This window comes from Pseudomonas graminis (assembly GCF_004364335.1).
GTDB classification, from domain to species: domain Bacteria; phylum Pseudomonadota; class Gammaproteobacteria; order Pseudomonadales; family Pseudomonadaceae; genus Aquipseudomonas; species Aquipseudomonas graminis_D.
The window spans coordinates 441,599-461,916 of sequence record NZ_SOCR01000003.1; the positions used below are offsets into that span (position 1 = coordinate 441,599).

The following is a 20,318-nucleotide window of genomic DNA, read 5'->3' on the forward strand; positions in this document are numbered from 1 at the left end:
CGGCATTTTAGCCAATTCCGTCCCTCGGCTGGAACCTCATCTTTAATCCACTGTGACGCCTGCACAATAAGGCGCTTGCAGTCTGCCACGCCCGGCTATCATCGGGCCTCATTGAGCCACTGCATTAAAGCTTTCTCCCCGGCAGTCGAAGAACGTTAGTTGCAATCAATTTTGATTACCTGGCACAGGGAACCGTGGCATGCATGCGTTGAAGGCGTTGTACGAGTCCATCGAGAGGCAGTTTTTCGATTCTTTGACCAAGAAGCTGTCGAGCCTTTTCCTGGTGGTGATGGTGAGCGCCGTGGTGTACTGGGTGGCCGTGAGCATTCGTGCGGACATTCTGCTGCAGCTGCGCCCCTCGCAGTTGCCGGCGGGGACGCTAAGCATGATCGAGGGCAAACTCGATGTGCTGAGCAACGCCATTCTCGGCAGCACGCTGTTCACCCTGTGTCTGGTCAGCTTCATGGTCTGGTATTTCCGGCACTTGATCGTGCGGCCAGTGACCCAGATGACCCTGGCGCTGGAAGGCATTGCCAATGGCGAGGGCGACCTGTCCAAGGACTTGCCGCTGTTGACCCATGATGAAATTCGCGTACTGGCGAACACCTGCAACCGGTTTCTTGCCAAGCAGCGGGAGATCATCAGCAGCGTTCAGGCGCTCACCGTGCACATTGCCGTGGAGTCCGCGCGATCGCTGAAAAACATCAGCGATTCCAGCGACAGCGCGACCCATCAGGCCCGCTTCGCCAGGGAAGTCATGGAGCAGAGCAACGATGCAGTCGGGCGGATTGCCGAGGTGTCCCGGCAAACCCAGGGCATTTCCGGGACCACCGCGCAGAACCTCAGCATGGCCCGCGACTCCTACACCGAATTGCTGGAAGTGACCGGCAACATCAGTGAGATTTCCACCAGCCTCAATGAGTTCGGCACACTGGTTTCGGCGCTGAACCAACGCTCGTCGAGCATCAAATCCATCGTCGGATTGATCCAGCAGATTTCCTCCCAGACCAACCTCTTGGCGCTCAACGCGGCGATCGAGGCGGCGCGTGCGGGGGAGAGCGGGCGAGGTTTTGCGGTGGTGGCCGACGAAGTCCGGACCCTGGCCCAGAACGTCAGCCGCGCCACCGAGGACATCTCTCAGAATATCGACGCCATGTTGCTGGAAGTGAGCTCGACCCACGAGCAGACCACCCAGATCAGCCACAGCGCCCGGGAGACCCAGAAAGTGGTCGAGCGCGCGTCAGGGCATTTCGAGAGCATGATCGGCGACTTCGAATCCACCCACACCAAGCTGGAGGACATCGCTTCGCACATCCAGCAGTTCGCCGACAGCAACACCGGGATCAACGACCGCGTCACTCAGATCCATGCGGACAGCCAGTCCATCGACCAGCGCATGCAGCATTCGGCCACCGCGACCCGCGATCTGTCGGGCGTGGCGGAAAAGGTCCAGGCGCTGCTGGGCCGCTTTGTCCTCGGGCATGGTGCGCTGGACGCTGGCATTACCCGCGCCAGTCATTGCCGCGACCGGCTTCAGGTGCGTCTGGCCGCGCTTCAAGGTGAGGGCGTCAACTTGTTCGATCAGAACTACAAACTGATTCCCGGTACCGATCCCAAGCAATACACGACCAGCTACACCGAACGCTTCGCGCAGATCTGTCAGGAAGAGTGCGACGCGCTGACCAAAGGCACGCTGGGGGGCAAGGTCACCTTCATCGTCGACAGCAAGGGTTACTGCCCGGTGAACAACAGCTGGGTGTCGAAAAAACCTACGGGCGACCGGGCTATCGACCTGCCGGTCTGCCGGAACAAACGCATGTTTTCCGACCCCATCGGCTTGCGCGCTGCGGCGAATAAACAGCGCTTCCTACTGCAGACCTACCTGCGCGACACCGGGGAAATCATGACCGAGATCGACGTGCCGTTCTTCTTCGACGGTCGTCACTGGGGCAACTTGCGCATGGGCTTCGATGCGGCGCAACTGCTGGCCGAATGACCGAGTTTCACGCCAGTGCTCAGCGAATGATTAGCCATCCACGGCAAGGGCGTTTCTGAGCGCTCGGCCGTGGGATGAGCGGGCGATCAGTTCACCGTGATGACGCAATCGAAGGTGCGCTCAGGTGCCACTTCCGGCGCCCAGGGCTGTTGATAGACCATCATCAGATGGCCTGTGCCCGGATTGGCGGCCCGGTAGCGCCAGACTGACTGACCGCCTTCGCCGACCAGTCCGACGTCTTTGGAGGCATTGAACACCTCGGGCCCAAGGCTGCCGAGTATCGACGGCGCGGGGTTTTGCATCAGCCAGCGGTAACCCGTGGTGGGATTGCTGGGCAGCATCAGCATGAGCGTCTGGCCGGTTTTCAGGGTAAGGGGGCAGTCTTGCTGGTCGTCCAGGGAAACGATTTGTTTCGGTGTCTGGGCGCAAGCGGCAAGCAGGGTGAGGCTGAGCGGGACGAGCAGGCGGGCGGGGGTCATGAAGGCTCCGGTCATAGGCAACATGAGGGGAGCATAACCGAAGACGGCAGGTCTGAAACCGGGAAGCTAAAACGGCTCCAGAGCCTGCGGTGAATCTGGACTCCGTAGGAGCCGGCTTGCTGGCGAACCGGGCGTGTCAATCACTGCATCCATGACTGACCAATGGCATTCGCCAGCAAGCCGGCTCCTACAGGGTGTGCGCCTCGTCCTTGAGAGCTCCGTCATCGTCCGAACAGCATTGGTCCCCGGGCGCGAAGGCTGTGCTTAAAACAATATCTTCGCTACATCCGCAAAGCGTTTGGCGAAGTGCGCGGTGATGCCTTCTTTCAGGTAATCCGGCAGTTCTTCGAAGTTGCCGCGGTTGGCTTCCGGCAGGATCAGCTCGTAGATCTTCTGCCGACGCGCCGCAATCACCTTCTCCCGCACGCCGCCGATGGGCAGCACGTGCCCGGTCAGGGTCAGTTCGCCGGTCATCGCCACGCCTTTTTTCGGCGCCTGGTTACGCGCCAGCGACAGCAGCGCGCTGGCCATGGTGACGCCTGCACTTGGCCCGTCTTTCGGCGTCGCACCTTCCGGCACATGCAGGTGAACGAAGGCTTCGTCGAAGAAGCTTTTGTCGCCACCAAACTTCGCCAGATTGGAGCTGACGTAGCTGTAGGCGATTTCGGCGGATTCCTTCATCACGTCGCCTAGCTGGCCGGTGAGCTTGAAGCCGCGGTTGAGCGTGTGAATGCGCGTGGCTTCGATCGGCAGCGTTGCGCCGCCCATGCTGGTCCAGGCCAGGCCGGTAATCACGCCGGTGCCCGACAGCACTTGTTCATTGCGGAATACCGCCATGCCCAGCGAGGCCTCCAGCTCTTTCGGGCCGATCTTGACCACGGTGTCCGGGTTGTCCAGCAGCTTGACCACGGCCTTGCGCACCAGTTTGCCCAGCTGTTTTTCCAGCTGCCGCACACCGGCTTCCCGCGCGTACCCTTCGATCACCGCGCGCAATGCACTGTCGCTGATCATCAGGCTGTTTTTTGAAACGCCAGCCTTGGCCAGTTGCTTGGGCCACAGATGGCGCTTGGCAATGGCGAGCTTTTCTTCGGTGATGTAGCCGGACAGGCGAATCACTTCCATCCGGTCCAGCAACGGGCCGGGGATCGAGTCCAGTGTGTTCGCGGTGCAGATGAACAGCACCTTCGACAGGTCCAGTCGCAGGTCCAGATAGTGGTCGAGGAATTCGACGTTCTGTTCAGGGTCCAGGGTTTCGAGCAGCGCCGAAGCCGGGTCGCCCTGGAAGCTCTGGCCCATCTTGTCGATCTCGTCGAGCATGATGACCGGGTTCATCACTTCCACGTCTTTCAGCGCCTGCACCAGCTTGCCCGGTTGGGCGCCGATGTACGTGCGACGGTGGCCCTTGATCTCGGCCTCGTCGCGCATGCCGCCAACGCTGAAGCGGTAGAACGGCCGGCCCAGGGATTCCGCGATCGATTTGCCGACGCTGGTCTTACCTACGCCCGGCGGACCGACCAGCAGCACGATCGAGCCGGAGATTTCACCCTTGTAGGCGCCTACGGCGAGGAACTCGAGGATGCGGCTCTTGATGTCGTCAAGGCCAGCATGATGCTGATCGAGCACCTTGCGCGCGTGTTTCAGGTCGAGTTTGTCCTTGCCGAACACGCCCCACGGCACCGAGCTTGCCCAGTCCAGGTAGTTGCGGGTGACGGCGTATTCCGGCGAACCGGTTTCCAGCACCGAGAGCTTGTTGATCTCTTCGTCGATGCGCTTGCGTGCCTGGGGCGGCATGGTCTTGCCCACCAGACGCTCTTCGAACTGTTCGATGTCGGCGCTGCGGTCGTCCTTGGTCAGCCCCAGTTCCTGCTGGATGACCTTGAGCTGTTCCTTGAGGAAGAACTCACGCTGATGCTCGCCGATCTTGCGGTTCACCTCGGCAGAGATTTCTTTCTGCAGGCGCGCAACTTCGACTTCCTTGCGCAGCATCGGCAGGACTTTTTCCATGCGCTTGAGCACAGGCACGCAGTCGAGCACCTGTTGCAGCTCGACGCCCGTGGCAGAGGTCAGGGCGGCGGCGAAGTCGGTGAGCGGGGAAGGATCGTTGGGGCTGAAGCGATTGAGGTAGTTCTTCAACTCTTCGCTGTACAGCGGGTTGAGCGGCAGCAGTTCCTTGATCGCGTTGATCAGCGCCATGCCGTAAGCCTTGACCTCGTCGGTCGGCTCGTTGGGCTGGTGCGGGTATTCGACCTCCACCAGAAACGGCGGGCGATGGTGCTTGAGCCAGGTCTTGATGCGCACGCGGCTCAGGCCCTGGGCAACGAACTGCAGCTTGCCGTTTTCACGGCTGGCGTGGTGCACCTTGACCAGCGTGCCGTATTCCGGCAACGCCTTGGTGTCGAAATGCCGGGGATCGTCGGGCGGGGTGTCCATGAAGAACAGCGCCAGCGAGTGGTGATCAGACTTGCTGACCAGCTCCAGCGTTTCGGCCCAGGGCTCTTCATTGACGATGACCGGCAACACTTGCGCGGGGAAGAAAGGACGGTTGTGGATCGGGATGATGTACACCTGATCCGGAAGGTTCTGGCCGGGCAGGGCGAGGCGCTTGTTGTCGGAGCCGAGGATTTCGTGCTCGTGATCGTCGTCCGGGTGCGGCTGGTTGGCGTCGGATTGCTGGTCGCTCATGGGGCACCTGCATAAATGGAGATGAGCCTTAGATGGGGCGGATGGGCTCAGGTTTCAATAGCGGCGGTCGATAGCAATGACTGAGGGGATCGTTTTAAAGCATGTAAGGCGTTGCGCCAGGCCGTGGCCTCCCATCAACAATGGTCATGTGCTTTGCTGGAAGTCCGTGTGATATCGCTGACCGCCGATCTGTGGGCTACGCTTGAAATCATCGCCAAGTAGGCTCTCTGCGGGCCTCGCTGTCTGGAACATCTGTCATGCGCCACGTTTTTATCTCATTGTTGCTGGTTGTAACCGCACTGCAGGGCACCGTCGCCCGTGCTGCCAGCCTGACCGCCGAGTTCGTTGATGGGCAGGGCAAGCCGCTCTCCGACGCGGTGCTTACCCTGCGCGGCGCAAATGCGCCGCCGGCCGTGTCGCTGAAAGCCGACATGGACCAGCGCGATGTGCAATTTGCCCCCCACGTGCTGGCAGTGCGCAGCGGTACGTAGATCAGTTTCCCCAACAGTGATCAAATCCGCCATCAGGTGTATTCGTTCTCCACGCCCAAGCGCTTCGAACTCCGGTTGTATGGCGGTACCCCGTCGGCCCCCGTGCTGTTCGACAAGCCGGGCGTAGTCGTGCTCGGCTGCAACGTCCACGACAACATGCTGGGTTACGTATACGTCACCGACGATGGCTGGTTCGGCGTCAGCAATGACAAGGGCACGCTGACCCTGGATCAATTGCCCGCCGGTCATTACGCCGTCACCCTCTGGCACCCACAGGCCGCGGATATGCTGCCGGTGTCTGGTGGCGACATCGACATTCCGGCCGGCGGCCTCAAGCAGCGGTTCAGCATCGCCGTGCAGCCCAACGCCGACAACACCCCGGCTGCGCCGCCTTCCAGTGCGTTCGGCGATGCCTTTCATAAAGCGGCCCACGAATGAAGGTGCGCATCAGCTTTCAGGCGCGGATTGCCGGCGTGTTGATCATGCTGCTGTTGATCGTGGTCTTCGCCGTCTTTATTGCGGTGAGAGCGGCGACCCAGGACGCGGTGCGCAAGCAGGCTCAGGCACAGCTTGAAGTCGGCACCCGGGTGTTTGAAGGCTTGCTGGAAATGCGCGGCAAACGGCTGCGCGATGCCGTGCAATTGCTGTCCACCGATTTCGGTTTTCGTGACGCCGTGGCGTCTGCGGACTCGGCGACCATTCGTTCGGTGCTGCTCAACCACGGCGCCAGAATCAACGCCAATGACATGTTTCTGCTGGGCATGGACGGCACGGTCATGGCCAGCACCGTCGAGCAGATCCCCGAAGGCTCGCCGTTCCCCTACATCCAGGCGTTGCGTGAGCTCAAGGGCAAGAATCAGTCGATGCTGATCGTACCGTTGCAGGGCCAGCCGCACTTGCTGGTGGAAAGCACCGTCCTCGCACCGCTGCCGATTGCGCGCGTGGTGATGGGTTTCAGCATGGACGATGATCTGGCTCAGGAACTGCGCTCGTTGAGCGGTTTGCAGGTGTCGTTTCTGTCGATCGTGCAAAACCAGCCGGGTCAGATGATCAGCACCCAGCCGGAGACGCTGTTCGACAGCCTGCGCAGCGTGATGATGAATCCGGCCAGCAACGAAATGCAGATGACCGAGCACCACAGCCAGAGTTTTCTGAGCAAAACCCTGCGGCTGGGGAGCAGCAGCGACAGCGAGGTCGTGGCCCTGCTGCAGAGCCCGCTGGATCAAGCCATGCAGGCATTCGCGCCGCTGGATAAGACGCTGTTCTGGATCACCGTCGTGGCCCTCGCCGGTTCCCTGGTCGGCGCGTTGTTACTGGCACGCGGCCTGTCGCGGCCGGTGAGTGCCCTGGCTCAGGCCGCCCGGCGTATTGGCGAAGGTGATTACGCAACGCCCGTGGTGCTGGATCGCAGAGACGAACTGGGCCTGCTCGCCAGCGCCATCAATTCGATGCAGAGCGGGATCGCCGAACGTGAGCTGCAGCTGGCCCACAACGCCCTGCATGACCCGCTCACCGGACTGCCCAATCGCGCGCTGGTCATGGAACGCCTCGGCAGCGCGGTGATTGCTCAACGGCCAGTGGCCCTGCTTTATCTGGGCATCGATAACTTCCGCGCGATCAGCACCAACGTCGGTCTGGAGGGGGTCGAGCAACTGCTGCGAATCATCAGCGAGCAACTGCAAGAGCCGCTGCGTCCCGGCGATACGGTGGCGCGGCTCTCCGACAACGAATTTCTGCTGCTGGTGCAAAACGCCGAAACCGACAGCGCCGTCGCGGTGGCTGACCGTCTGCAACGCCTGTTGGTCAAGCCGCAACGCATCGGCGAGCAGGACATCGCGATGGATGCCTGCATCGGCATCGCGGCCTATCCGGCCAATGGCGATTCGGCGACCGAGTTGCTCAGGCGGGCGTCTATTGCGCGGCAGGATGCGGCGCAGTTGCCGGGGCGTCTGCAGGTCTATGTGGACGGTCGGGATGTGGCTCATATGCGCCAGATCAGCCTGATCCGCGACTTGCGGCATGCCGCGCGCAACGGCGAACTTTCACTGCATTACCAGCCGAAACTGGATATTCGCAACGGCCGGGTCACTCAGGCCGAGGCCCTGCTGCGCTGGCAGCACCCGCAATTCGGCTCGGTGTCCCCGGCCGAGTTCATCCTGCTGGCGGAACGCACCGGCAGCATTCAGATCCTCACCAATTGGGTGATCGAAGACGCGCTGCGCCAGCTCGCCGAGTGGGCGCAGCGCGGTCTGGTCCTGCAGGTCTCGGTGAATATCTCGGCGGACGACCTGCTGGGCAACGATCTGGCCGACCGCGTTTCAGCGCTGCTCAAGCGGTACCGCGTGCCGGCTGAACAGTTGATTTTCGAGATCACCGAAAGCGCGATCATGCGCGAGCCCGAGCAATCGCTGAAGGTGCTCAATCGCCTGCGCGAATTCGGCATCAGCCTGTCGGTGGATGATTTCGGCACCGGTTACTCCTCGCTGGCGCACCTCAAGCGGCTGCCGGTGCAGGAATTGAAGATCGATCAGTCCTTCGTGCGCGACCTGGATGAAACCAGTGAAGATGCAGTGATCGTTCGCTCGACCATCGAGATGAGCCACAACCTCGGCCTGAAGGTGGTCGCCGAAGGCGTCGAGTACGAACACAGCCTGCGTTTGCTGGAGCGCTGGCACTGCGACACCGCGCAGGGTTATCTGATCAGCCGGCCGCTGAATGCGATCGCCTTCGAAGCCTGGATTGCGCAGGCCCAACTCCCTCCTCGCATGACGGCGCACTGATGGAACGAAGGTCTATGGCACTAAGCCTTTCGATGTATTTGAACCCCGTGGTACTGGCCAGTGTGGTAGGGGCCTGCGCGGCGTGGGTTTCACCAGCGGCCGACGCCGAGCAAGGCCGGCTGATTGCCACCGGCGGCGCCAGCAGCATTGAAGGCGGCGCAGGCGGCGGGATCATTCCCTGGGCCATGCTGGCCGGGTATGACGAGCAGGGCGAGTGGGGCGGCAACGCGTTCGCGACCCACGTCGACTTGCCGGACTACACCCTGGATGTGGTCGGCGCAGCGGCGTCCTATGGTAATCGCGTCGAGATTTCCTACGCCCATCAACGCTTCGATCTGGGCTCACTGGTCAGCAAGCTCAACCTCCCCGAAGACAACCTCACCCAGGACATCTTTGGCGTGAAGGTCCGCCTGTTTGGCGACCTGATCTACGATCAGTTGCCCCAGGTGTCGGCGGGGCTGGAATACAAACACCAGAATGATTTCCTCATCCCAAGCCTGGTGGGCGCCAAACGGGATTCGGACGTCGAGGGTTACGTCACGGCGAGCCGTCTGTTCATGGGCGCAGCCTTTGGCTACAACGTGGTGGTCAACGCCGGCTTGCGTTACAGCCGCGCCAACGAAACCGGTTTGATGGGTTTCGGTGGCGACCGGCGCGATACCCGCAGCGTACTGAAAGAGGGCGGTGCCGCGATCCTGTTCAACCCCCACTGGGCGGTGGGGATGGACTACCGCGAGAAGCCCGACAACCTGTCGTTCGCCGGCGAAAGCGACTGGGCAGACTTCTTTGTCGGCTGGTTTCCCAACAAGCATGTTTCCGTGGTGCTGGCCTACGCCCGGCTCGGTGAAATCGCCACGCTGGACAACCAGAACGGCACGTACCTTTCCGTGCAGGGGAGTTTCTGATGGGGCGGTCTTTTTGGCTGATCGTCGGGCTCAGTCTGTCGCTGCTGGCGGGGTGCGCGCAACAGCCGGCCAAGGACGACAGCCTTTATCAGGACCTGGGCCAGCGCGCCGGCATCCAGAAAATCGTCGAAGGCATGCTGCTGCACATTGCCCAGGATGACCGCATCTATAAATACTTCGCCAAGGTCGACATCGACAGGGTGCGCGACAAGCTGGTGGAGCGGTTCTGCGTCGAGGCAGGCGGGCCGTGCACGTACACGGGTGACTCCCTGGAAGAAGTGCACAAGGGCATGAACCTCAGCCGCAGCGATTTCAATGCGCTGGTCGAGGATCTCATTGCTGCCATGAACGAGCAGCACATTCCGGTGACAACGCAGAACCGGTTCATTGCCCGGCTCGCGCCCGAGCGTGGGGAGGTAATCGAGAAGTAGGAGGCAAAGGGGACAGATTAATTTACGGTGAAGCGTTGTAAATAAATCAGTCCCCTTCAGCGCGTCTATCGAGTCCGCTTCACGCTAAACCACTTTTCAATGCGCAGAAAAAAAGGCGGTCACCTTTCGGGACCGCCTTTTCTGTTACTGCACGAAGCTAATCAGTGAAGCTGATCAATCCGGCAGTTTGTAGGCAATAACGTAATCGCCCTGTTTGGTGCCCAGCGAACCGTGACCGCCTGCAACGACCAGCACGTATTGCTTGCCGTCCTTGCCGGTGTAGGTCATCGGCGTGGTTTGAGCGCCTGCTGGCAGACGACCTTCCCACAACTGCTTGCCGTTACGAACGTCGTAGGCGCGCAGGTACTGGTCGAGCGTGGCGCTGAGGAACGACACGCCGCTGGCGGTGATGAACGTGCCGCCCAGGCTTGGAACGCCCATGGTCAGCGGGATCGGAACCGGCGAGCTGTCACGCACGGTGCCGTTCTTGTGCTTCCAGATGGTCTGGTGGTTGGTCAGATCGACCGCCGCCACGTAACCCCATGCCGGCGCCTGGCAAGGCAGACCCATTGGCGACAACAGTGCTTCAAGTATCACGCCGTACGGCGCGCCCTTGTTCGGCTGCACGCCTTCGGTTTCGCTCTTGCGACCCGGGCCGCCTTCGACTTCGGCCGCCGGTACCAGTTTGGAACGGAACGCCATGTAGCTCGGGTTCACGAAAGCAATCTGACGCACAGGATCAACCGAAATGCCGCCCCAGTCGAACACGCCAAAGTTACCCGGATACACCAGCGAGCCTTGCAGCGACGGCGGGGTGAACGGACCTTCATAGCGCAGGGATTTGAAGTCGATGCGGCAAAGCATCTGGTCAAACGGCGTCACGCCCCACATGTCGCGTTCTTTCAACGGCGGCGGCATGAAGTTCAGGTCAGACTTAGGCTGGGTAGGGGAGGTGTGATCGCCAGCAACCGCGCCCTGGGGTACAGGAATTTCGTTGATCGGCACGATGGGCTGACCGTTGCTGCGGTCCAGCACATAGATGCTGCCTTGCTTGGTCGAGGCCAGAACAGCAGGCTTCACGCCGTCAGCGGTTTTCATGTCCATGAGCGTTGGCTGACCGCCGACGTCCATGTCCCACAGGTCGTGGTGGGTGAACTGGAAATGCCATTTGACGTGACCGGTGGCAATGTCCAGCGCGACGAGACCGGCGCTGAATTTCTCCGACGCCTCGGTGCGGTTGCCGCCCCACTGGTCAGGCATCTGGTTGCCCATCGGCAGGTAGAGCATGCCCAGCTTTTCGTCCACGCTGAACATCGACCACATGTTGGGCGAGTTGCGGGTGTAGGTCTTGCCCTCGGCAAGCGGCGTGGTGTCGTCCGGATTGCCGCTGTCCCAGTTCCAGACCAGACGGCCGGTGTGCACATCGAACGCACGGATCACGCCCGAAGGCTCGTCGGTGGAAACGTTGTCGGTGACGTGACCGCCAATCACCACCAGGTCCTTGGTCACTGCCGGTGGCGACGTCGAGTAGTAGCCGCCCGGTGCGTACGTACCGATGTTGGCGCTCAGGTCGATCGAGCCGTGGGTGCCGAAGTCTTCACACATTTTGCCGGTGTCGGCGTTCAGTGCGATCAGGCGCGTGTCGGCGGTCGGCAGGAAGATCCGACGCGGGCAGGCGTTGGCTGCGCCGGCAACCGCCGGAGCGGCCGGGCTTTGCGCAGGTGCTGCAGCGTCAGTTGGAGCGGCGGCAGCGTAAGCGGCGTCATCGTGATACGACACGCCACGGCAGGTCATGTGCGCCCAACCCTTGAAGTTGGCTGCTTTGCCGCTGCTGATCTTCGGATCGAAGCGCCAGATTTCCTTGCCGGTGTCCGGGTCCAGTGCGATGACCTGGCTGTGCGGCGTGCAGACGTAGAGCATGCCGTTGACTTTCAGCGGGGTGTTTTCGGCCGTGGTTTCACCTGGATCGTTCGGACCCGGAATGTCGCCCGTGCGATAGGTCCACGCCGGGACCAGCTTGCTGACGTTGTCCGGGGTGATCTGCGACAGCGGCGAGTAGCGATCGCCAAAGGCCGTGCGGCCGTAGGACTGCCAGTCGCCGTCCGGCATGGCCGGCGCGGCACTGGTGGTGCCGGCGGTTTCGCGGTCCAGCTGGCCTTTGATTTCACCGGGATGGGTGAATTGGCTGGCCAGCGCGGCGATGCCCGCCACAATCACGGCGGCGCCCAATGCGCGAGTACCGGTATCGCCGACCTGGCCACGCAGGACCGGACGACGGAACCATGGCAGCAGCATCACGATGCCCAGAGCAAACCAGAGTGCCAGACGCGGCACCAGTTGCCACCAATCCAGGCCCACTTCCCACAGCGCCCACACCGTACTGGCGAACAGCACCAGTGCGTACAGACCGAATGCCGCGCTGCGACCCATCATCAGCAGGACGCCGGTGATGGCGAAGCCGATGCCGGCCAGCAGGTAGTAAAGCGACCCGCCCAGCGTCAGCAGTTTGATGCCGCCGACCAGCAAAGCCAGACCCATTATCAGAATCACCAGCCCGAGCAAGCTCGGAAGCAGGCGACCCTTACCGAAAGCACCCTCAGTGCTCATAAGTGTTGTACTCCGTAACGATGTGGTGGTTAACGCGTGTTGGCGTGAAGGCCCGGCGGGTAAGCCATGCCTTCAATGCCGATGCCTGGATGCAGACGGAAGAGTGGGGCCGATCAAAACGAGGACTGGATTTTCAACCCCGCGACCAGTGCGTCATCGACCTGATTCACGCCGCCCGGATGACGGATGAATTGCAGGTTCGGGCGCACGGTCAGCCAGTTGGCGACGTGCACGCCGTAGTAGATTTCGGCGTTGTATTCGGTGTCCTGCACGGGCAGGAACGCCGGGTCGTTGTAATCCGAGACGCCTGCGGCCTGATTGCGCAGGTTGATGTTCTTGCGGTACGCCGGGTTGACGTGGATGCGGCTGATGCCCACGCCGATGTCGTCCTCGGGGCGCGCATCGAACGGGCCTTTGTACGTCGCGCCGAGGGCAACGAAGTTGTCGATCATGTTGGTTTTCTTGTCGTGCAGCGTGCCGTTGGCGAACAGGCTCAGGCCGCGGCTGTTGTCGCTGGCGTCACTCGTGACCTGCTGGCGCAAGGTCAGCCACATGCCGTGTTTGCTGGACGAAGAGGCGTAATCATCGCCGCTCTGGGCGGCGTATCGACCGTTGCTGTCCTTGTAAACGTCGCTGCTGTCGGCGGTGCTGTAGTAGTAACCAGCGCGGTATTCGCCCGGCAGGCCGTTGACCTTCGGCGACCAGACCACTTCGACCGGCAATACCGCGCCCTGGGTGCCGCTGCCGCTGAGTTTGAAGGCGTTGTCGTTTTCCAGGTTCGACGGGTTCTGCTCGAACGCACCGACCTGCACGAACAGCTCGGGGTTCAGCTGGTATTTGACGCGCATCGCCCACTGGCTGATCGGCCAGTTGTACCAGATACCGCCGCCCCAGTTGCCGACCTGCGAGCCGCACAGCGCCAGGTTCTGGAAGTCGCACGGGAAGGTGTTGAAGTCTTCGCCTTCGTTGAACCGGCCGACTTTTACGCTGAGCGTCTGGTCGAGAAATTTCTGCTGGTACCAGAGGTCGGTCAGGCGCGTGACATTGCCCCGGCCCCAGACTTCCTGAGACGACGAAATGGTGCCGGTGCGTGGGTCGCCCACGCGGTCGTTGCTGATGTTGTCGCCGTTGCGGTTGGTGAGGGTCAGCTGAAATTCTGCGTCGTGCCAGCCGAGGATCTTCTGCAGGTCCATATGCGCGCCGAGGGCGAACTGGTCGCTGTAGCGGGTGGCCTTGTCATGGTTGTAACCGCCGTGCAGGTTTGAGCCCACTTCGACGACGGAGTCGAGCTTGAAGTCGTAACCCTGTTCGGAAAGCTCGCTGCGCTTGCCGCCCCAGTCACCCAGCATCCACGGCGACGTGCTGTCGAACGCCGGCGCGGCGTGGGCGCAGCTCGCAAACCCCAGCGCCGCGAGGCTCAGCGCACTGGCATGACGAAGGGCTCGGGACGATTGGCAGGTCGGGGTGCAGGTCGGGCGTTTCAGATGACTGGGCATAGGGCGTAGGTCTTTTTGAGTTATTCGAGAGCAAAAGGCGATGCCGCTCGCAACGCTCTGGAGGCGCATTGCAAGGTCTTAACAAATGACGAATTAACCGTTTCAGCGTTTAGGGCGGCGATGATAGGACGCTAACGATTTTTAAAAAAGTCGAAATTGCGACATGGATCGTTGCGGTTGGCGTAACAGTGGCGGGTGGCCAGGGTAGCGCTGTCCGTTGTTCAATCAGGCTGTTTACGTTGCAGCGGGGAAGGCCAATATCCCGAAGACCTTTGCAGGTGGCGCATGGATACGCGTTTAGCAGGCGTGTTCAGTTGCAGGATTCAGCGGCGGCGTCTGGGGCTTTTCCGGCTGAATGCATGCGATCCAATTGTGGGACCGGCTTTAGCCGGGAAGGGGCCGGTGTGAGCACCGCAAAAGTTGCGGTGTGGCGAATGACGCTTTCCCGGCTGAAGCCGGTCCCACTATCACCCAACCCTTCACACCCGGCGGTCCGTCCGCTAAGGTGCGCAGCTCGCGAAACCTCTTGTCCGATCAGCCCGTCCCCTCAGCGTCCATAGGCCCGCCATGACCACACCCAACAATAACCCGCTGCACGGCGTGACCCTGGAGCAGATCCTCATCGCGCTGGTCGAGCATTACGAGTGGTCGGGCCTGGCCGAACGGATCGACATTCGCTGCTTCAAGAGCGACCCAAGCATCAAGTCCAGCCTGACGTTTCTGCGCAAGACACCCTGGGCGCGGGAGAAGGTCGAAGGGTTGTACATCAAGCTGGCGCGCACCAAGCGCCCGTGAGCTGACTCGCCGACTGCCAGGGATCTGATCGACATGCAAAGCCCCACGCTGCAGCTGTCCCAAGGCCGGCGCCGTTTCGTCATCACGGCGGCCATGCTCGGCTGGTTCGGGCTCGCAGTGCAGCTGTACCTGATTCTGTGGGGACGATGGATCGACCACGCCAGTCTTCTCGGCGGACTGGTGCGCTTCTGCAGCTTCTTCACCGTGGTCACCAACACGCTGGTGGCAGTGGCGCTCAGCTGTGCGGTCATCGACCGGCATTTGGCGGGATACCGGTTCTTCCGTTCTCCCGTTGTCTGCGCCGGCATCACCACCAGCATCATTCTGGTGAGCCTCGCCTATAACGTACTGCTGCGCCATCTGTGGACGCCCGAGGGCTGGCAGCGGATCGCCGACGAATTGCTGCACGACGTCATGCCGCTGCTGTTCCTCGGCTACTGGTTGTTTATGGTGCCCAAAGGCCTGCTGAAACCCCGACATGTGCTGATGTGGATGCTGTATCCCGTCGTTTACTTCGGCTATTTGCTGTTGCGCGGAAATGCCTTCGGGGACTACCTCTATCCGTTCCTCGACATCGGCACATTGGGAGTGGCCCAGGCGCTGGCGAATGCGTTGGGGGTGCTGGCGGGGTTTGTAGGGATCGGGCTGGTCGTGTTGATGATCGACAGAGTATTAGGGCGCAAAGCGCGAGTGTAACCCCCAAGGCTGACGCCCATCCTGTAGGAGCGCGCTTGCCCGCGATTGCAGTCTTCCAGGCGATGCTGCATGAACTGACCCAACGCGTTCGCGGGAAAGTGCGCTCCTACAAGGGGAAATCAGATCCACTCCGTTATCCCCTCGTAGCGAGTAGGCCTCATTCCTCGTCCGAGCCGTCCGCGCGCCAGTAGCCCGCAGCCTTGACGGCCGCTTCGTCCAGCTTGAATTCATCCAGCAGCACCCGCCGCACCTTGCGTGACAGCGACGATTCGGTCGCTATCCAGGCATACAAACTGCCTTGCGGCAGGGTCAACTGGCGCGTCACCTCAAGCAGATCTTGCTGACCACGCACCACCCAAATCACCTCGATCTGCGCATCGCTCGTCAGCGCCTGGCGCTCCGCTGGGTTATCGATTTCAACGACCACCAGCGCACGCCGACCGCCCGGCAAGGCTTCCAGCCGACGACCGATGGCGGGGAGGGCCGTCTCATCGCCGATCAGCAGGTAGCTATCGAACATGTCCGGCACGATCATCGAACCCCGAGGCCCGGCGATATTCAGCGTCTGCCCGGCTTCGGCCTGAGCCGCCCAGGTCGCCGCCGGACCCTCCCCATGCAGCACGAAATCGATGTCCAGTTCGCCGGTCTGCGGATCGTAGCGACGCGGGGTGTAATCGCGCATCGCCGGGCGCGGGCCTTCAGCGTTTTGCAGCGGCGCGTCACTGTCCAGCGCCGCCTGCTCTTCGGGCGTGGTGGCGAACAACAGCTTGACGTGGTCATCCGTGCCCAGACTGATGAAGCCCTCAAGCTCCGGCCCGTGCAAGGTGATGCGGCGCATGCGCGGGGTGATGTCGGTGACCTTCAGCACTTGCAGCTTGCGACGTTTGATCTCATGGCTGACGCGGTGAATTCCCTGGGGTGCATTCATTCTGATTTCTCCGCTGCAGGTTGTTGGCCGTCGACGATGGCTTTTGCGGTGTCGTTCAGCAGGTCGCGAACCCGCAGGATTTCCTCGGGGTTCCAGCGGCCGTGGTGCATCTGCAAGGCATGACGCAGGTTGTGCACGGCCTCGTGAATTTCCGGCGGACGATCATGGCCGCGTAACGAGCGCTTGCTGACTTCGATGCGCATTTTCACGCCATCCAGCGCGACGGCCTGCTCAGTCAGAAACTGCTGACCGGCCTCGGTGATGCGATAGCGTTTCTTGCCGCCATCGGCATCGCCCTGAATCAGCTCGCTCTCTTCCAGAAAGGTCAGCGTCGGGTAGATCACGCCCGGGCTCGGGCTATAGGCCCCGTCGAACAGCGCTTCGATCTGGCGAATCAAGTCATAACCGTGGCACGGCTGATCGGCGATCAGCGCCAGTAGCATCAATTTCAGGTCGCCCGGGGCGAATACCCGAGGCCCACGGCCGCCGCGTTCACGGCCGGTACGTTTCTCGAAACCATCGCGGCCGTCGCCGTGTTCGCCAAAGTGAGGGCGGTGGTGGTGGGGGTGATCGTGTGAGTGGTCTTTCATTTTTTTTATCTCTTGGTACAAGTTAGATATACCTTAAGATATATCTTACTGTTTCCACAAGATGCGTTAAGACGAACGGTTATTGGCCAATTTCGGGGATGAACGCGATGACTTCAAAGAAAAGCCGGCTACAGACGCGAAGCCACTTGCGTAGGCGCGGGCGCTTTGCACTGCGTGAAAGTGCCCGGCTCCAGGTAGGGATTGAGAATCGGCGCCATGCCTTTGAGCACTTGCACCGGAAGGGCGGAGGTGAATTTGAAGCTCTCGGCGGCGCGTCCCGGGACGTACGCCGTCAGCGTGCCGTAGTGGTTGTCGCCGATAAAAAACACGAAGGTCGCCGTGCGATTGATGGCCTTGGACGCCAGGATTCGCCCGCCTGCGCCGATGCTTTCGATGCGGTTGTCGCCCGTGCCGGTCTTGCCGCCCATGGCCAGTACGCTGCCGTCATGGGTTTTGAAACTGCCGGACACGCGCCGTGCCGTGCCAGCATCGACCACCTGCGAAAGCGCCTCGCGCATGGCCGCAGCGACTTCCGAGGGCAGCACCCGTTTGCCGAGTTCGGGGTTGTTGATCAGTTGGGTGTCGTAAGGCGTCTGCGCGGCGAAGTGCAGGCTGCCGATGCGCAGCACCGGCAGGCGAATGCCATCGTTCTGGATGATGCCGATGAGTTCGGCCAGCGCTGCGGGTCGATCACCGGAACTGCCAATCGCGGTCGCCAGCGAGGGCACCAAGTGATCGAACGGGTAGCCCAGCCTCTGCCAGCGCTGATGGATGTCGAGAAACGCTTCGATCTCCAGCATTGTGCGAATACGGCTGTCGCGCGCGCTCTTGTGCTGGCTCTTGAACAGCCAGCTGTAAACTTCCTGACGCTCAAAACGGCTGGCCGCGACGGCGTCCTTGAACGTGGCGTCCGGGTTCTGCAGCAAATACCCCACCAGCCACAGATCCAGCGGGTGAACGCGGGCAATGTAGCCTTGATCCGGCAGGTCGAACTTGCCGGGGCCGTAGGCGAAATAGAGTTCGTCCAGACGCTTTTCATTCAGCGCCGTCTTGCTCGTTTCCCCGGCCATGTGCGCCCGCACGAACGCATTGAACGCGCTTTGCGTGGCGTCCGGCAGCAGGTAGCGGTGCACGGCGGCGAGCCGGCTTGCCGCGGGATGCACCCCGTCGAGAAAGGTGTCGAGCCGGTCCTGGGTGGATTTGTTTTTGTAACGCTTCCAGAAGCGCAGCAGGAACGACTTGCCCTCACGGTCGGCGAAATCCGCCAGGTATTCCTGACGCCTCGGATCGCTGTCGTCCTTGAGCAACACCGCGCTGTTGTTGGGCCCCTGATAGGTGGTGTAGCGCACCAGATCGCGCATCAGGCGAATGAACGGCAAGTTGATCGACTCGCGCAACGCCTCGCGAAGGGTGGGGTTGCGAGCGTTGTCCTCCCGGCGAAAATTGTTGAAATGGTGCAGGCCGCCCCCGGTGAAAAAGCTCTCGCCAGGACTGGCCGAATACTGACGATCAAGGGCGGCAGCGAGCATCTTCGAGAGGTCGCGATCATTGTTCTGAATCAGGTAATCCACTGCCCAGCGGCTCAGACGATCGGACGCCTCGACCGAGACTTTTTTCAGGGCGCTGTTGGGCAGATCGGCATACTTGTCGTGCAGCTCGGCGATGATCTGCAAGTAGGTCGTCAGCACGCGCATCTTGGCCGTCGAACCGAGCTCCAGCTTGCTGCCCTCGTTGATGTCGAACGGCTGATCCGTGCTGTCCGTCTGCACCCGCACCCGCGAGACATCGGAATCGCGCTCGAACAGGGTGAAGCTGTAACGCACCGCCTGGGTGCTGGTGGGTGTCAGCAGGTGTTCGCCGATCAAGCCCATCTGACCGGCGAACTCGGGCTTGGCGAGGTCGCGCAGGTACTGACTGACGCTGACCTGCAGGTCGTTTTGCAGCGTGCTGGTGGCGGAAAGGTCCAGGCGATCGAGGTCGTACAGCGAACGGTTGAGCATGTTCGACAGCCGGGTGCGGGCGACGGTGATGCCTTTGTTGCTCTCAATCGGCTGCACGGTCGGCTGCTGCACCCAGTCGCGATAGGTCACGCTGGCTGCCAGAGCGGCGTCGGCCAGCGGTTGATCGATGACTTTATTCTGTGCGAGCACGCGCAAATGGCTGTCCGTCAATTCCGCGAGTTCCTGGCGTCCCTTCGCCAGAAAGTGTGAGGGCCTGCGCTGGGCGATCACCAACGACAGGACTTCGCGCAACGCCAAACCCTGCGCTGCCAGGGTTTTATCGTCGTTGGCCGTCGAAGCCAGCAACTGGTTGGTGCGGTCGAAATCCGCGCCGTACCAGACCCGCAGACCTTCGGCCATGCCGTGGACTTCGCCATGACCGGGGACCGCCGACAGCGGCACGCTATTGAGATAGTCCCGCACCACCCGTTGCCGCGCCTCAAGGGTCTGCTGCCCCGGCTGATAGGCACGAACGCTGGCGGACACCATCTGACGAATCTTCTCGCTGCCCGACAGCGTCAGGCCATCCGGCGAGTGTCGGTACTTCTCCAGCTGAGTCGCCAGCGTGCTGCCACCGGCCGATTGCCCCGGCAATCCCACCAGTTTCGCCACCTGGGAAAGCGCCGCTTTGAAAAAGCGTGGCCAGTCCACCGCCGGATTCGCCAGCGGCCGCTGGTCATCCAGCAAGTCGCGGTTCTCGATGAACAGCAAGCTGTTAACCAACACCGGCGGGATGGCGGCGAAGGTCGGATACAGCTGCTGCGGGTAGGTGTATTGATACAGCGGCGCGGCGCGACAGTCGGTAATGGTCAGCCCGGATTGAATCTTCTCCTGATACGGCACGAAGAAACCGCGCCTGGCGTAGGACAGAAGATCAGGGGAAAACCGCGCCTGGGCGTTGATCAGGTAGTCACGCTTGAGCAAGCGCGGCAGGAATTCGCCGAGGGCGGAATAGCCAAGTCGTTTGTCGAAAGGCCCGTCACCGGGATAGACAATTGCGTCGCTGGGACCGGCTTCGACGGTGTAGCTCAGGCCTTGGGCCAGTTAGCTGAACTCCTGGGCCTGCAGACGAGAGCTGCGGATTTCGGTCGAGACCACAAATCCCAGGATCACCGCTGCCATCAGCACCGCCACCAGCAGAAACCGCCACACGTAACGCCGTGGGCGAGCATGGGCTGGCACTGATCCGTTCCCCTGACTGTCAGCCTTGACCGCAGCCTTCTTCGTATCGGAATGCCAAAAAGCGCCCATATCGTTGGCCCGGTCCAGCCTGCACATCGCACTTGATACAAGCGTAGACGCTGGGTGGCCCGAGCGAAGGGTTTGTGACCGCCGCCCTGTCGGTCCCTTCCCCTCAGGCCATTCATCATCCTCCGGCCACATCTTTGTGGTAAGCGCTGCTTAGACCAATCGCACCCGCGAGTCTTCTGGCTGATTCGTCT

14 protein-coding genes and 1 pseudogene are annotated in these 20,318 nt (G+C 61.6%); 7 read left to right on the plus strand and 8 right to left on the minus strand.

Going from position 1 to position 20,318, the window contains the following annotated elements; all coding sequences use genetic code 11:
* Positions 1 to 199 precede the first annotated feature (199 nt).
* The gene (locus tag EC919_RS07035; protein WP_133772472.1) at positions 200 to 1,996 is read left to right on the plus strand and encodes a methyl-accepting chemotaxis protein; all 1,797 of its coding nucleotides are present in this window, start codon (positions 200 to 202) and stop codon (positions 1,994 to 1,996) included.
* 86 nt (positions 1,997 to 2,082) lie between these two features.
* Here EC919_RS07035 and EC919_RS07040 read toward each other — a convergent pair whose 3' ends face one another.
* Positions 2,083 to 2,475, minus strand: coding sequence for a protease inhibitor I42 family protein (locus tag EC919_RS07040; RefSeq protein ID WP_133772474.1), 393 nt, complete (start codon positions 2,473 to 2,475; stop codon positions 2,083 to 2,085).
* A 264-nt stretch (positions 2,476 to 2,739) separates the two neighbouring features.
* A complete protein-coding gene (lon, locus tag EC919_RS07045) occupies positions 2,740 to 5,157 on the minus strand; it encodes an endopeptidase La (RefSeq protein WP_133772476.1) in 2,418 nt (805 codons plus the stop codon).
* Between the two features lie 257 nt (positions 5,158 to 5,414).
* Between lon and EC919_RS07050 the strand changes: the two are divergent.
* The 4 genes and pseudogenes from EC919_RS07050 (at position 5,415) to EC919_RS07065 (ending at position 9,764) form a co-directional block, all read left to right on the plus strand.
* Positions 5,415 to 6,086: pseudogene (locus EC919_RS07050) on the plus strand (methylamine utilization protein).
* Positions 6,083 to 8,428, plus strand: coding sequence for a bifunctional diguanylate cyclase/phosphodiesterase (locus EC919_RS07055; RefSeq protein WP_133772478.1), 2,346 nt, complete (start codon positions 6,083 to 6,085; stop codon positions 8,426 to 8,428). Before EC919_RS07050 ends, EC919_RS07055 begins: the two are co-directional and overlap by 4 nt.
* Positions 8,429 to 8,442: 14 nt before the next feature.
* Positions 8,443 to 9,333, plus strand: a complete 891-nt coding sequence (locus EC919_RS07060; RefSeq protein ID WP_432213796.1) for a DUF3034 family protein — start codon at positions 8,443 to 8,445, stop codon at positions 9,331 to 9,333.
* Positions 9,333 to 9,764, plus strand: a complete 432-nt coding sequence (locus tag EC919_RS07065; protein WP_133772480.1) for a group I truncated hemoglobin — start codon at positions 9,333 to 9,335, stop codon at positions 9,762 to 9,764. Before EC919_RS07060 ends, EC919_RS07065 begins: the two co-directional genes overlap by 1 nt.
* 174 nt (positions 9,765 to 9,938) lie before the next feature.
* On the opposite strand, the gene EC919_RS07070 is transcribed toward EC919_RS07065, so the two are convergent.
* Complete coding sequence (locus tag EC919_RS07070; RefSeq protein ID WP_133772482.1) at positions 9,939 to 12,371, minus strand: glucose/quinate/shikimate family membrane-bound PQQ-dependent dehydrogenase; 2,433 nt, start codon at positions 12,369 to 12,371, stop codon at positions 9,939 to 9,941.
* A 113-nt stretch (positions 12,372 to 12,484) separates the two neighbouring features.
* Positions 12,485 to 13,867 (minus strand): carbohydrate porin, encoded by a 1,383-nt coding sequence (locus EC919_RS07075; protein WP_133772484.1) that lies wholly within the window; start codon positions 13,865 to 13,867, stop codon positions 12,485 to 12,487.
* Between the two features lie 567 nt (positions 13,868 to 14,434).
* Between EC919_RS07075 and EC919_RS07080 the strand changes: the two genes are divergently transcribed.
* Positions 14,435 to 14,662 (plus strand): VF530 family DNA-binding protein, encoded by a 228-nt coding sequence (locus EC919_RS07080; RefSeq protein WP_074888901.1) that lies wholly within the window; start codon positions 14,435 to 14,437, stop codon positions 14,660 to 14,662.
* A 33-nt stretch (positions 14,663 to 14,695) separates the two neighbouring features.
* A complete protein-coding gene (locus tag EC919_RS07085; RefSeq protein WP_133772486.1) occupies positions 14,696 to 15,358 on the plus strand; it encodes a Pr6Pr family membrane protein in 663 nt (220 codons plus the stop codon).
* Positions 15,359 to 15,515: 157 nt separating this feature from the next.
* Here the strand turns inward: EC919_RS07085 and EC919_RS07090 are convergent, their stop codons facing one another.
* From EC919_RS07090 to EC919_RS27365, 4 genes are all read right to left on the minus strand, one after another.
* Complete coding sequence (locus EC919_RS07090; RefSeq protein ID WP_133772488.1) at positions 15,516 to 16,286, minus strand: siderophore-interacting protein; 771 nt, start codon at positions 16,284 to 16,286, stop codon at positions 15,516 to 15,518.
* On the minus strand, positions 16,283 to 16,876 hold the full coding sequence (locus tag EC919_RS07095) for a PadR family transcriptional regulator (protein ID WP_133772490.1): 594 nt from the start codon (positions 16,874 to 16,876) through the stop codon (positions 16,283 to 16,285). Before EC919_RS07095 ends, EC919_RS07090 begins: the two co-directional genes overlap by 4 nt.
* 128 nt (positions 16,877 to 17,004) lie before the next feature.
* Positions 17,005 to 19,920, minus strand: a complete 2,916-nt coding sequence (locus EC919_RS07100; protein ID WP_243842219.1) for a transglycosylase domain-containing protein — start codon at positions 19,918 to 19,920, stop codon at positions 17,005 to 17,007.
* Positions 19,921 to 20,058 (minus strand): hypothetical protein, encoded by a 138-nt coding sequence (locus EC919_RS27365; protein WP_243842213.1) that lies wholly within the window; start codon positions 20,056 to 20,058, stop codon positions 19,921 to 19,923.
* Positions 20,059 to 20,318 lie beyond the last annotated feature (260 nt).